This window comes from Marinobacter sp. (assembly GCF_033722195.1).
Lineage (GTDB): Bacteria > Pseudomonadota > Gammaproteobacteria > Pseudomonadales > Oleiphilaceae > Marinobacter.
On the sequence record NZ_JAWVZL010000084.1, the window covers coordinates 1 to 13,715 of the forward strand.

Here is a 13,715-nt window from a genome sequence, read left to right on the forward strand (position 1 = left end):
AACTCGATAATGGTGGCGCCGGCGCGGTAATAGGCGATCTCCACCTGGGAGGCGATCTGGTCGAGGGTCTCGGCCGGCAGGTCCTCGAAAGGCTCGTGCTGGGCCAGATGGTTACGGATCTCAATCAGTTCAGCCTGCATAGCAAATTCCGGTTGCTGCGGGAATTCGGGTCGCTTGCGACCGTGAATTCCCAGTGTAGCAGGGGCCCGGACAGCACGGCCATGCGTGCTGTCCGCGACGGGGCGGGCACGGCGACACATCCCAGCCTACTAGCGGCGGGCGGCCTCGATACGTTCCCACATCCGCAGGTAGGCTTCGGCGGAGGTGAACAGCTGGTTCACCGCATCCTCCACTTGCTCCGGGCTGGCGTCGCTGTGGCGCATCATGTCGGCAATCTGGTCCGGGTAGAGGCCGTAGTGGGCCACGCCGCGACCGTCGTAGAGACCGAACTCGCGATCGCCGGTACGCTGTTTGTGGAAGCGCACCCGGCCATCCACCGAATCAAAGGGATACAGTTGGGCCTCGTCAGCGGCAGTGCCCGGGTTGGCGGCCAGGCGAGCGATGCCGTTAACGTCGGAGGCGAAGCCGGCGCCACCGAAGGGGCCCACCCGGTAAGCGTCCGGCCGCGGCCGGTTGCCATCTCGGGTGAGCTCGAAGACCCAGTCTTCCCGCACACTGCCGAAAGAGGCGGTGACCCCACCCTGGGCCGCGATCCGGTCCCGCAGGGCCTCGGTGCCGCCCCAGCCACCATGGCTGTTGATCACCGGGTAGCCCAGGGGCTGGGTCATAGCCAGGATGCGCGCGGCGGCCTTGCGGCTAATGTGGTCGGTCTCGATCATCATGCCCCGACGCATCAACTCGTTGATCAGGAAGTCCCCCAAATCGGTGAGCCCACGGCGGTTGCACAGGTGGTCGGTGCCCTTGCGCGGATCCAGCGCCGCCATCTCTTCTGGCGTTTCCGGGAAGCGATCGCCGGCGTAGTCGACCTGGAACAGCAACTGGTCGATCAGGCCGAACGGTTGCAGGCTGGCGTTCTGGTCCGGCTCGGCGCCGTTGTACTCGACCTCATCCGGGCATTGCTCGAACTCCACGGGATGTCCGGTTTCCGCAAGGTTGCCGCCATACAGCACCGGACCGATGCCAATGCCGGTGGACAGATCCGGCAGGTGGCCGCCGAAAGCGTTATCGAATTTATGGACCGGGAAAATGTTCCTTACCCCGAGTCGGTAGAGCTGGTCCAGCCGCTCCAACAGCTCCTCACGGGTGCACTCGGCGGTGTCCTGGAATTCACCGCAGCGGAACACCTTGGACATCTCTATCCCCAGCACCACCGCCAGCCTGCCGTCCGCAATCACCTCCCGGGCCTGGCCAGGGTCGGTCACGATACGGAACCAGCCCTCGCCGGGCCCGCCGTGCTGGGCGTCGATGTAATCCTGCATTTCGTACATGCGCTGGATCTGCAGCAGGATTGCCGCCATGGGGTCGCAGTCGTTCTTCTTCTGCGGATTGATGGCGCAAAGCACCTCGTTGTGGACCAGATGGTTCACCAGGATCTTCATGCCCGCCAGGTGCGCCCGTTCAAGCCATCGGTAATAGCTCTGGTGGTGCTGCAGGGAGTCATGTCGAGGCCAGTCATTGAACGTGGGCCAGCCCTGAGTATCGTGGGGCCCGCTGCCGCTGGTGACCCACTCCACGAAGCCGGTGGCGCCCCAGGGGCCGTGACTGGCCTCGCAGTCCTGCAGGGCATGGGTAACGCCGAAACGGTGAAAGGGCGCCCCGTAGTTGATGCGGCCACCGATGAACTCGTAGGCGGAAATATGGGAATGAGTGTCCACGAAGCCAAACACAGCATCCTTGTCGATGCCGGGAACGCCCCGGAACCGGTCAACCTCCCGCAGATACCGCGCCGGCCCTTTGGAATCAATCACCTCGGCATTGAGCTCCGCTTCCGGGTAGGCAGCGCAGTCCTGAGCCTCGGTCAACACGAAGACGCTGTTTGCATCCGCCAGGGCAGGCGAGGCCAGGGCGAGGCCGCCGCCTTCGGTGACAGCCAGCAGCAGCCCGGTGACCTGGGAGGCGAGGGAAAAGCCCCGACCCTGCTCTGGCTGCAGCTGCCAGGTGGCGAGGTCGCTGGGGCTGGCCACCATGGCCAGGCTGGGCTGCACATCGTTGTCAGCCAAGCTCTGGCCACCGCTGTCCAGTGCTTCCCCCCCCGCCCGCAGCGGGTCCCCAAGGGGTGCGGCCGGATCCAGAAGCAGGTTGGTGGTGTCCCCCAGGCCCGCCACCAGGTAGCTGACCTCGCCGATGAAGGTACCGGTATCATCAAGAAATTCCCCTGCCGGGTCGCTGATGCCCAGAAGCTGGAAGTCCCCCACTTCTCCCGCGCCGCGCTGATAGTCGCTCATCAGCAGATAGGAACCCAGGTCCGTGGGCTTGAGATAGAAAGGGGAGGCCTGTTCCGGGTCGCCGGTTGTGCGATAGTGGCGGGAAACGGGGTCGGCCACCAGGAATCGGTCCTGGCTGGCGAGCGTGTAGCAGCCGTTGGCAAAGCTGTACCGGCTCAGCGTTCCAGCCGGGGTTTCCTTGTCGGCTTCAGGCCCGGCCTCGGTGGCCGGGCCGGGCGACGGCCTGGCGGTCGCGTCCCCCTCGGAGTCGCCGCCACAGGCGGTCAGGGTGAGTATGGCGGCCAATGCCAGGATAGGGCTTCGGAGATGAGTCCTTGTGTCCATACGACCTCTCATTCGTCATTCTTGTTGGTTGTCGAGGTAATCTTCTTATTAGTCCGGAATCCGACGCCGGCCCTTGCCACGCAACGGGGCGGGCCGCGAACCCCGTGGTTTTTAGCATGGAACCTGAATGTGACCTGTTTCACATCAGGCCAAATTTTGTACAGTCAGGAGGCAGTTATGGGGCAGGGTGTCACCCTGGTGTTGGGCGGAATCCGCTCAGGCAAGACCTCAATGGCGGAGCGGCGAGCGGCCGCTGCCGGGCATTCGGTGGTATACGTGGCCACCGCCACCGCCGGCGATGAGGAAATGGCGAATCGGATCGCCCGGCACCGGACAAAGCGACCCCCGGAGTGGGGGCTGGTGGAGCAGCCCATCACCCCGGCGGACGCCTTGGTGGATCTGGGACGGGACGAGATGCCCTCCTGTGCCCTGATCGACTGCATGAGTCTGTGGCTAAGCAATCTGATGTTTGCTGGGGAGGCGGTCATGGCCCGGGAGCGCGAGCGTTTTCTGCTGGAACTGAAGCGCTACCCGGGGCCGGTTATCATCGTCAGCAACGAGGTGGGACTTGGCACCGTCGGCATGGACCCGCTGACCCGGCGCTTCTGCGATGAGCTGGGCTGGCTCAACCAAGACCTGGCCGAACTCAGCGACTCAGTGGTGATGAGTGTGGCGGGCCTGCCGCTTGTCCTAAAGTAGCGGGCCTGGCGGGCGTCAGCTGCGGTGGCTCTCCAGGCAGGACAGGGTGCCGTGATCGGAATGATCCAGCCGGACCCGGCTGCGGCAGGCGTAGGGCACGGTCATGGCGGACAAGACCCGGTCCTGGCGGATGCCCATGACATGACCCAGCACCACCCGGATTACCCCGCCGTGGCACACCAGCAACACGCGCTGGCCCGCCAGTCGTGAGGTCCAGTCCTGCCAGGCCGCCTGTACCCGGGCCTGGAAGTCGGCAAAGGGCTCTCCGCCGGGGGGTGGATAACGGCCGGCATCGGCCCAGAACCGGCTCAGCGCGTCCGGCCCGTAGCGCTCGCCAATGCCTTCGGCCGTCAGGCCCTCCCAGTCGCCGAAGCTGATTTCCCGCAACCGGTCGTCCTGGTACAGGGGCAGGTCAAGACGGCCGGCCAGATCGGTGGCAAAGACATGGCAGCGCTGCAGCGGCGAGCTCAGCACCGCATCCCACTGCTCATCGGCCTTGATGGCGGCCTGCATCTGGGCCCAGCCCCGGGCGCTCAGGGGGTCGTCCTTGCTGCCCCGGAACATGGGGCCGCCCTCCGGCTCGCCGTGGCGGATCAGGTCCACCAGGGTGGTGCGATTGTCAGTGGCCATCGTCCACCCCCGCATCGGCAAAACTGGCCATCCCGTTGTGCAGGGCGCAGGCGCTGCGCAGCAGGGGGACCGCCACCGCCGCACCACTGCCCTCGCCCAGTCGCATCGCCAGGTCCAGCAGGGGCTCGGCCGAAAGCGCCGCCAGTACCTGGCCGTGGCCGGGCTCACCGGAGCGGTGGCCGAAGTGCAGCCAGGGACGCAGTGCCGGGGCGTGCCGCACGGCCACCAGCGCCGCCACCGATACGATGAAACCGTCCACCAGCACCGGGATGCGGCGGGCGGCACAACCCAGCATGGCGCCGGTGAGACCGGCGATCTCGAAACCGCCGAGAGCGGCCAGCAGCGCCAGGGGTTCCCGCGTGGTGCGGTGGTGGGCCAGCGCCCGGGCGATCACCCGGGCCTTGTGGCTGACGCCGTTGGCATCGAGGCCGGTGCCGGGGCCGGCCAGGGCTTCCGGTTCGCCGTCCAGCAGGGCGCAGGCCAGGGCGGCGGCGCTGGTGGTGTTGCCGATACCCATGTCGCCGCCGATGAACAGCTGGGCGCCGTCATCCAGGGCGCGCTGGGCGGCCTCGTCCCCGGCCTGCAGGGCGGCCTCCAGCTGGGCGCGGGTCATGGCAGGGCCCTGGACGAAATTGGCGGTGCCGGGCCCGATGCGCTGGTCCCGCACCCCCGGCAGGGCCGGCAGCTCATTCACCGTGCCCAGGTTGATCACGTCCAGCCCGGCGCCAAGCTGACGGGCCAGCACACTGATGGCGGCGCCGCCCGCGGCAAAATTGGCCACCATCTGGCCGGTCACCGTCTGGGGGAAGGCGGAGATGCCCTCGGCGCAGACCCCGTGATCGGCTGCGAACACCGCAATCCGGACCCGGTCCACCGCCGGCCGGTCCGTGGCCTGCTGGCCGCAGAGTTCGATGGCGGCGGCCTCCAGCCGGCCCAGGGACCCAGGGGGCTTGGTGAGCTGGTCCTGCCGAGCCCGGGCACGGGCCATGGCGGCAGCATCGGGTTCGGGCAGGGCTCGGTTCCAGCAGGGCTCGGCGGTCATGGCGAGGGCTCGTTACGGCGTTGAGAGCCGGATGGTCTAACGCACCCGTGGGGGTGTCAAGTACACTGCCTGACCGACGGCAACGGCTTTCGGTGCTGGAGACAGGATGAATGGCAATTGATGGCGGACACTGAGGCAAGGCGATGACGGATCTCTGGACCCTGTTGCTGGTGTGGGCGGCAGCGCTGTTGCTGGACCATTGGCTGGGGGAGCCCCGCCGCTGGCATCCGGTGGTGGGCTTCGGCAACCTGGCCGCGGCCATCGAAAAGCGTTTCAACCGCAACCCGGACAAGGGCTTCAGGCCGGGCCTGCTGGCGCTTGTGCTGGCGGTGGTGCCACCGGTGCTGGCGGCAGTGCTGCTGGTGTGGCTGCTGCCGCCGTCACTGCAGCTGGTGGTGGGGGCCGTCGGGCTGTGGCTGGCGCTGTCGCTGCGGGGGCTGGCGGAGCACGGCCGGGCGGTGGCGGATGCGCTGATCCACCGGGATCTGGCCCTGGCCCGGGAACAGGTGGGGCGCATCGTCAGCCGCCAGACCGAGGCTCTGGACGAGACCGCCGTGGCCACCGCCGCCAGTGAGTCCATGCTGGAAAACGGTGCCGATGCGGTCTTCGCCAGCCTGTTCTGGTTCGCGGTGGCGGGCCTGCCCGGGGTGGTGCTGCACCGGGCGGTGAACACCCTCGATGCCATGTGGGGCTACAGAACCCCCCGTTTCCTCACGTTTGGCCGTGCCGCCGCCCGCCTGGATGATCTTCTGAACTGGCCGCCAGCGCGATTGACCGCACTGAGCTACGCGCTGCGGGGCAACACCCGCCTGGCCCTGGCCTGCTGGCGCCGCCAGGCCCCGAAATGGGACAGCCCCAACGGCGGCCCGGTGATGGCGGCCGGTGCCGGTGCCCTGAGTGTCAGCCTGGGTGGGCCGGCGCCCTACGCCACCGGCCTCAAGAAGCGCCCCATCCTCGGCCGTGGCCCGGACGCCGATGTGGGTACCATTGCCGCCGCCATTCGCCTGGTGGAGCGGTCGGTACTGCTGTGGCTGGGGGTGGTGCTGGTGCTGGCAATCCTGCAGGAGGGCCTGGCATGACCGGCCCCGAGCACGGCGGCCGCCTCAACGCCGCGGCCCGGCAGTGGGACATACCGGTGAGCCGGTGGCTGGACCTGTCCACCGGCATCAACCCCATTGGCTGGCCCATGCCGGAATTGCCGGCGCGGGTCTGGCAGCGGCTCCCGGAGGACGATGACGGCCTTGGCGACGTCATCCGGCAATGGGCCGGCGCCCCCGCGTCGGCGGCCTGCGTGCCGGTGCCGGGCAGCCAGGCCGCCATCAAGACGCTGCCCTTCCTGCGGCCGCCGGGCCGGGTCGGCATTCCGGAGCCGGGCTACCGGGAGCATGGCCACTGGTGGGCCCTGGCCGGCCATGAAGTGATCCCTCTGCCGCTCGAGGCCGCCACGGAGGCGGTGGCCTGGCCGGATCAGCTGGACGTGCTGGTGTGGATTCACCCCAACAACCCCACCGGCTTCACCCTGGCGCCGGATAGGTTGCGGCAATGGCATGAGCGCCTGGCGGTCCATGGTGGCTGGCTGGTGCTGGACGAGGCCTTTGCCGACGCCGAGACCGGCATCAGCCTGGTGGCGGACACCGGCGCCGACCGGCCCGGCCTGGTGGTGCTGCGTTCCCTGGGCAAGTTCTTTGGCCTGGCGGGCCTGCGGGCCGGCGCGGTGCTGACCGACCCGCAGATTGGCCGGGCGCTGAGTGACGCTCTGGGACCCTGGGCGCTGAGTGGCCCGGCCCGCCACGGCATGGCGCTGGCGCTGGCGGACAGCGACTGGCAGCGTCGGGCCGCCCGACGCCTGGCCCGGGACAGTGCCCGCCTGGACAAACTGCTGAGCCGCTTCGGGCTCACCGTCAGCGGTGGCACCCGCCTGTTCCGCTATGTGCCCCACGCCCATACGGAGCGTATTGCAGACGGCCTTGCCCGCCAGGGTGTGCTGGTGCGCCGGTTCGACCGGCCACCGGCCCTGCGCTTCGGTCTGCCGGGTACGCCGGAGCAGTGGCGCCGGCTCGAGGCGGCGCTGTCGGCGCTCGAATCCGATTGACCGATTCCCATTCCGTTGCTAGCCTTCACGCACTTTTTCAGGTGTCTGCCTGCAATGCGCAGCCAGATTAAACGGGAAGTCGGTGCCAAGCCGACACTGCCCCCGCAACGGTGATTGAGTGTAAGGCGGTCGAATGCGCCACTGTGCCAGAAGGCATGGGAAGGCGACTGCCCCGGGAGCGTGCTCTCACTCATAAGTCCGGAGACCGGCCTGGAAAACACCAAGCGTTGCGGTGGGCGACAGTGGTGGGTAACCGGTCTTCCGCCTTTGCCGCGCGTCTGCCTGTGCCCTCCTGAAACCCTCGCAACACCCTGTTCATTCGTGCGGGTGCGCACGATTCAGAAAGCGAGTGTTTCATGATTTTCCAGAAGACCCCCCTTGCCTTTGCGGTGGCCTGCCTTTCCCTGTCATCCCTGGCCGCCGCCCAGACAGCCAAGCCCGATACCAATACGAACAAGCTGATGGATCCGATCGTGGTGACCGCCACCATCGGCCCTCGCACCGTCGGCGAGAGCCTGTCATCGGTCACCGTGATCGACGAGCAGGACCTTGAGCAGCTCGACCCCCGCAGCGCCAGTGACCTGCTGCGGGGCCAGCCGGGCATCGACATCGTCAGCAATGGCTCTTTCGGCAAGAACACCAGCGTGTTCACCCGCGGTACCGGCAGCGAATCCACGCTTTTCCTGGTTGACGGCGTCCGCCTGCGCTCCGCCACCAGCGGTTCGGCACCCTGGCAGTATTTTCCCATCGAGCTGGTGGAGCGGGTGGAGATTGTCCGCGGCCCCCGCAGTTCGCTCTACGGCGCCGACGCCGTCGGCGGTGTAATCCAGGCGTTTACCCTGGACCCCAAGCAGGGTCGCAAGGGCTGGGTGGAACTCGGTGCCGGCAACTTCGACAGCCAGAAAATCAGCGCCGGTGCGTCCGCCAGCGCTGGCAATACCCGTTTCAGCCTCAGCGGTCTGCATTCGGAGACCGACGGCACCGGAATCGCCAAGGACGGTGACGACAAGGGTTTCCGCAACAGCGCGGGGGTTGGCCGAGTGGTCCATGAGCTGCCCAATGGCGGTGAGGCCAGCGTGGTACTGATGCAGTCCGAGGGCAACACCGAGTTCGACGGCGGCAACACCGACTTCCTGATCCGCACTGTTGGCCTGGGCCTGGATACTCCCGTCAGCGATTACTGGCGCACTCAGATCCAGCTGTCGGAAGCACGGGACGAACAGGAAAGTTTCCGCAGTGCCGGTGACTCCGTGTTCAACACCCGCTCCCGCACCGCCCGCTGGGTCAATACCTTCAGCGCCGGGGTCCACGAGCTGGCCCTGGGCGGCGAGCTGCAGTCCGACGAGGTCACCAGTACCACCGAATTCGACGAGGACAGCCGGACCAATGCCGCGGTCTTTTCCCAGCTTCGGCTCAACTTCGGCCCCTCCGACGTCCAGCTCTCACTGCGCGCCGACGACAACGAGGCCTACGGCCAGGAGGAGACCGGCGGCATCAGCCTGGGCCACGCCTTCGACCGGTCCCACCGGGTGCGGCTGAGCTACGCCACCTCTTTCCGGGCGCCTACCTTCAATGACCTGTTCTATCCGCTGGAAACCTTCAGCTTTGGCGGCTCTTTTGCGGGTAACCCGGACCTGAAGCCGGAGCAGGGCGAGTCGGTGGAGCTGGGCGTCCGGGGCCAGTACAGCGACTGGTTCTGGGATGTGGCGGTCTATCAGCTGGATGTGGAGGATCTGATCAGCCTGGAATCCGATGCCAGCTTCAACCTGCGTCCGGTCAACGTCAATGAGGCCCGCATCCGCGGCATCGAACTGGCGTCCGGCTACGAATACCAGGGCTGGAGCCTGGCGGGGAAGGTGACCTTCCTTGACCCCCGCGATGAGGAAACCGACAACCGTCTGCGCCGCCGTACCCACCAGTCCGCGCGACTGGATGTGGACCGCCAGTTGGGAGCCTGGACCCTGGGCGGCTCGGTGGTGGCCCAGGGCTATCGCTATGACGACGCCGATAATGAAAACCGCCTGCCGGGCTTTGCCACCCTGGCGCTGCGGGCCGGCTGGGAGTTTGCCGAGGACTGGACCGCACGGCTGGCGCTGGAGAACGTGACCGATCGCCGCTACGCCACTGCAGAGCGCTTCGACGGCACCGACTACATCGCCGCTGGCCGCCACGGCATGCTCTCCGTCCGTTACGATTTCCGCTAAATGGCCGACCAGGGAGGGACGCGCATGAGACGGGCAAGATACTTCTGGCTGGGCCCGACCCTGCTGCTGGGCTTTATCCTGGTGGGGTTCACGCCCGCTCATGCCGCCTCCCTGGTGGGTATCGTCTCGGAGCGCTCGGCAGCAGAAATGGCCGCCGGCGCCCATCGCTTCCTCGATGCCCACCCTGAGCACAGGGTGCAGCTACGCACGGTGGAGCAGGTGGCGGAGCTGGACGACGCCCAGCTCGATGCCATGCTGGCCCAGGCGGATGCCCTGGTGCTGGCGGCGGTGTTCGGTGACCAGGTGGGGCGCCTGGTGGACCGGGTGGGTGCCGCAGCCAAGGGGCGGGATTTCCCCATCCTGGGCATCAACAGCGACTGGCGGATCTCCCGCCTGTCGCGGCTGGCAGGCCGCTCACCTCTGGCGAACCTGGGCAATGACCAGCTTAAGGCCCTGGTGGCCTCTCCCGAGCCCGGCACCGACACGGTGGCGGATCTGGACGCCCGCCGTAGCCAGTTCCCGGAGCAGGCTCGCTGGCTCACTGGCCGGGCTTATTACCAGGGCCGCACCCCGGCCCATATCGATGGCCTGATGCGCTGGCTGCTGGCCCAGGCCGGCACCGACATCGCCTTCGCGGCGCCGGAACCGCGGGCCGCCATCCGTTACTACCGCAAGGGTGAGGCCAGTGCCGATCCGGCCGGGCTGCAGCTCACCGCTGGCCCGGCGGTGGCCATCCTGGACCTGGACAGCGGCGACCGCCCCGGCGACCGGGCGCTGCTGGACGCCGTCTGCCAGCAGCTCGAAGATAAAGGTACGCAATGCTTCGCAGTGCTGTCCCGCTGGGGTGGCGCCAGCCTGGAGGCGGTGCGTAAGCTGCCGCAAACCGCCGCCCCGGCAAACCTGACCGCCATTCTCAGCCTGCAGGATTTCATGGTGGGCGGCGGCGAGGGCCGACGTGAGGTCACCGAGGCCTTCACCGACATGGGCCTGCCGGTGCTGAAGGGAGTTCGTCTGGCGGATCGCACCGAGGCGCAGTGGCGTCAGTCGGTGGATGGCCTGCCCCGGGAGGCGGTGCATTACCAGCTGGCGATGCCGGAATTGCAGGGCATCAGCCAGCCCATGGTGCTGGCGGTGGCGGCACCGGCCCGCATCGATGAGCGCACCGGTGTCAGCCCCCGGCTGTCCCGACCGGTGCCGGACCGGGTCGAGGCCATGGCGGACCGGCTGCTGCGCTGGCAGCGCCTGCGCACCCTGGCCAACGCCGACAAGAAAATCGCCCTGGTCTACTACAACCATCCCCCGGGCCGCCAGAACGTGGGCGCCGACAACCTGGACGTGCCCGCCTCGCTGTTCGAGATGCTGCACTGGCTCAAGGCCGCCGGCTACACCACCGGGCCGCTGCCGGAAAGCCCCGAGGCCCTGCACGACCTGATCCAGGACCGCGGCGTCAGCCTGCCCCAGGATCTCCCTGCCCTGACCCAAATGAAGCCGCGGGTGCCCGGCCTCACCGGCAGCCAGTACCAAGGCTATTTCGAGACCCTGCCGGCGGTGATCCGCGCCGAGCTGGAAAATGGCCCGCTGGGCTACCTGCATACCCGCCTCACCGAGGCCCACGGCAATCGGGACACCGACGCCGCCCGGGACATCCTGGCCCGCGGCAGAAAGGACCTGCGTCACCTGATCGAGCACCTGGACCACCCGGCCCGGCCCCGGGCGCTGGCACTGCTGGATGAATACGAAGCCCTCTGGCAGACCCAGTTTCGCGAAGGCGGCCAGGACACCGCGCTGGCAAAGACCCTGGATGCCCTGCTGGCCACCGGCTTCCCGGGTTTCAACGGTTGGGGCGAGGCACCCGGCCAGTCCATGGTGGTGGACGGCGACATGGTGTTCCCGGGCCTGAGGTTCGGTAACGTCTTCCTGGGGCCGCAGCCGCCCCGGGGCTGGGAGATCGACGAGGAGCTGCTGCACGCCAACACCACCTTCCCGCCGACGCACCAGTACGTGGGTTTCTACCACTGGCTGCGGGACCATTTCCGGGCCGATGCCCTGGTCTACCTGGGCCGCCACTCCACCCGCGAGTTCCTGCCCCGCCGCCGCGCCGGCCTCACTGGCGATGACTACCCGGATTTGCTCGGCGGCGACCTGCCGCTGATCTATCCCTACATCGTGGACGGTGTGGGCGAGGGCATCCAGGCCAAGCGCCGGGCCCTGGCGGTGATGGTCAGCCACCTGACGCCGCCGCTGGCGGTGACCGAGCTCTACGACGACCTGCTGGACCTGCGCCAGCTGGTGGAGACCTACGAGGCCTCGCTGGACCCCGACGGACCCACCCAGCGCCGGGCCGTGGCCATGCTGCGCCAGCGCATCGACGAGCTGCAGCTGCGCAACGACTTCGAGCGGGAGATCGCCCTGGAGCTTGGCATCGCCAGGGAGGACGTCAGCATCGACGAGATTTCAGGCGACCTGCTGGTACACGAGGCCGGCCACTATGTCACCGACATGCAGGAGAGCTTCATGCCCCTGGGCCTGCACGTACTGGGGCGGGACTGGAGCGGCGAGGCCATCGACACCATGCTGGCCTCCATGGCGGGCAAGGAAGGCCTGCCGGATCCGGCCTGGCGTGGGCTCCTGGCCCGCTCGCCGGCCCGTGAGCGGGAACATTTCCTGGCGGCGCTGGCGGGGCAATTCGTGCCGCCGGGGCAGGGCAACGACCCGGTGCGTACACCGGAGGTGCTGCCCACCGGCCGTAATTTCCATGCCATTTCCAGTGACCTGATCCCCACCCGGGTGGCCTGGTCCCTGGGCCAGGAGCTGGCGGCCAAGGCTCGGCAACGGGACGGTCAGCAAGGGGATGATCCAGGCGACGAGGGCAGCGAGGCCCTGGTGCTCTGGGCCTCGGACACGGTGCGGGACGAGGGCGTGATGATCGCCTTCGGCCTGGACATGCTGGGGGTGACACCGGTGTGGAACGCCCGCGGCATCGTTCAGGGCCTTGAGCGCGAACCGGTGGGTGAGGGCCAGGTACGTAGCGAACGCCGGGACCTGCTGTTCACCACCTCCGGCCTGTTCCGGGACCTGTATGAGGACCAGCTGGTGCTGCTAGACCTGGCGGTGCGGCTGGCACTGGACGGCGCCAGCGAGACCATTCGCGCCCAGCATCCGGAACTGTCGGCGGCGCTGGACCAGGCCCTGGCACCCTTACCTGCGGCCATGCGCAGCCCTGGCAGCGAGCCGCTGGCCCGCAATCGGGTCGCCCAGCGGTGGGTGGCGGATACCAGGGCGTTGCTGGCCGCCGGCCACAGCGGCCCGGAGGCCGGCCACCAGGCGGCGCTGCGGGTGTTCGGTACCGCCCCCGGAGCCGATGGCGCCGGGGTCAACCGCCTCTCCACCCGCACCGGCGCCTGGGAAGACCGCAGCGCCCTGGCGGATGCCTACCGCCGGCGCATGGGCCATGCCTATGGCCAGTCGCTGGCCGGAGAGCCCGCCCACGACGCCTTTGACGCGCGCCTTGCACAGGTGAGCCGCACCTACCTGGGCCGCGCCAGTCACCTCTACGGCCTGCTGGACAACGACGACGGCTTCGATTTCCAGGGTGGCCTGTCGACGGCGGTGGAGCACGTTCGCGGTGAGGCGCCGGACAACCGGGTGCTGCAGCACGCCGACCCCAGGCAGCCGCGGGTGGAGTCCCTGGAACGGGCGCTGCTGACCGAGCTGCGGGGCCGCAACCTCAACCCCCAGTGGCTGCAACCATTGATGCAGCATGGTTACGCCGGTGCCCGCACCATGGGCAGCGATTTTCTCGATAACCTCTGGGGCTGGCAGGTGACCAGCCCGCAGGTGGTCAAATCCTGGGTCTGGGACGAGGTCAACGACACCTACTTCAAGGACCGCCACGACATCGGGCTGGATGAGTTCCTGGCCCGGGGCCACAATGTCCACGTCAAGACCCACATGCAGTCCATGGCCCTGCTGGCAGCCCAGCGCGGCTACTGGCAGGCAGACCCCTTCACCCTGCGCAGCCTGGCCACCGATTTCGCCGGCGAGGTGGTGGACCACGGCCTGCCGGGCAGCGGCCACACCCGCCCGGGCCATCCGCTGCTGGACTGGGTCGCGGACAGGCTGGACCCGGAGCTGCGGACCGCGTTCGAGGCGAGACTGGACGACCGGCTGCCCGGAATGGCCAGCCCGGAAACCTGTGAGGGGAGGCAAGCCTGCTGATGAAACGCCCGGTCAGTCAGTGGTTACTCGCGCTACTGGCCCTGCCATGGCTGCTGGCCGGAGAACTGTGGGCGGCTGGGCTGATTTGTGCCGTGGACGAC

General features: G+C 68.1%; 8 protein-coding genes and 1 riboswitch. Of the genes, 5 read left to right on the top strand and 3 right to left on the bottom strand.

The features are described 5' to 3' along the window. Positions 1-269 precede the first annotated feature (269 nt). Positions 270-2,729, bottom strand: a complete 2,460-nt coding sequence (locus R3280_RS13095) for a hypothetical protein (protein WP_318999057.1) — start codon at positions 2,727-2,729, stop codon at positions 270-272. Between the two features lie 177 nt (positions 2,730-2,906). Here R3280_RS13095 and cobU point away from each other — a divergent pair, with 177 nt between their 5' ends. Beyond that, complete coding sequence (cobU, locus tag R3280_RS13100) at positions 2,907-3,428, top strand: bifunctional adenosylcobinamide kinase/adenosylcobinamide-phosphate guanylyltransferase (protein WP_318999058.1); 522 nt, start codon at positions 2,907-2,909, stop codon at positions 3,426-3,428. A 15-nt stretch (positions 3,429-3,443) separates the two neighbouring features. Here cobU and R3280_RS13105 read toward each other — a convergent pair whose 3' ends face one another. Next, positions 3,444-4,058 carry a histidine phosphatase family protein gene (locus R3280_RS13105; RefSeq protein ID WP_318999059.1) on the bottom strand — a complete coding sequence of 205 codons (615 nt, stop codon included), beginning with the start codon at positions 4,056-4,058 and terminating at the stop codon, positions 3,444-3,446. Then, positions 4,048-5,100, bottom strand: a complete 1,053-nt coding sequence (cobT, locus tag R3280_RS13110) for a nicotinate-nucleotide--dimethylbenzimidazole phosphoribosyltransferase (RefSeq protein ID WP_318999060.1) — start codon at positions 5,098-5,100, stop codon at positions 4,048-4,050. Before cobT ends, R3280_RS13105 begins: the two co-directional genes overlap by 11 nt. Positions 5,101-5,243: 143 nt before the next feature. Here cobT and cbiB point away from each other — a divergent pair, with 143 nt between their 5' ends. From cbiB to R3280_RS13130, 4 genes are all read left to right on the top strand, one after another. Then, positions 5,244-6,179: an adenosylcobinamide-phosphate synthase CbiB gene (gene cbiB / locus R3280_RS13115; protein WP_318999061.1), complete on the top strand. Its 936-nt coding sequence runs from the start codon at positions 5,244-5,246 to the stop codon at positions 6,177-6,179. Then, on the top strand, positions 6,176-7,192 hold the full coding sequence (gene cobD / locus R3280_RS13120) for a threonine-phosphate decarboxylase CobD (RefSeq protein ID WP_318999062.1): 1,017 nt from the start codon (positions 6,176-6,178) through the stop codon (positions 7,190-7,192). Before cbiB ends, cobD begins: the two co-directional genes overlap by 4 nt. 22 nt (positions 7,193-7,214) lie before the next feature. Next, a riboswitch (cobalamin riboswitch) is annotated at positions 7,215-7,421 on the top strand. A gap of 127 nt (positions 7,422-7,548) precedes the next feature. Next, the gene (locus R3280_RS13125; protein WP_318999063.1) at positions 7,549-9,396 is read left to right on the top strand and encodes a TonB-dependent receptor domain-containing protein; all 1,848 of its coding nucleotides are present in this window, start codon (positions 7,549-7,551) and stop codon (positions 9,394-9,396) included. Positions 9,397-9,420: 24 nt separating this feature from the next. Next, positions 9,421-13,614 carry a cobaltochelatase subunit CobN gene (locus R3280_RS13130; protein WP_318999064.1) on the top strand — a complete coding sequence of 1,398 codons (4,194 nt, stop codon included), beginning with the start codon at positions 9,421-9,423 and terminating at the stop codon, positions 13,612-13,614. The last annotated feature ends 101 nt before the right edge of the window (positions 13,615-13,715 follow it).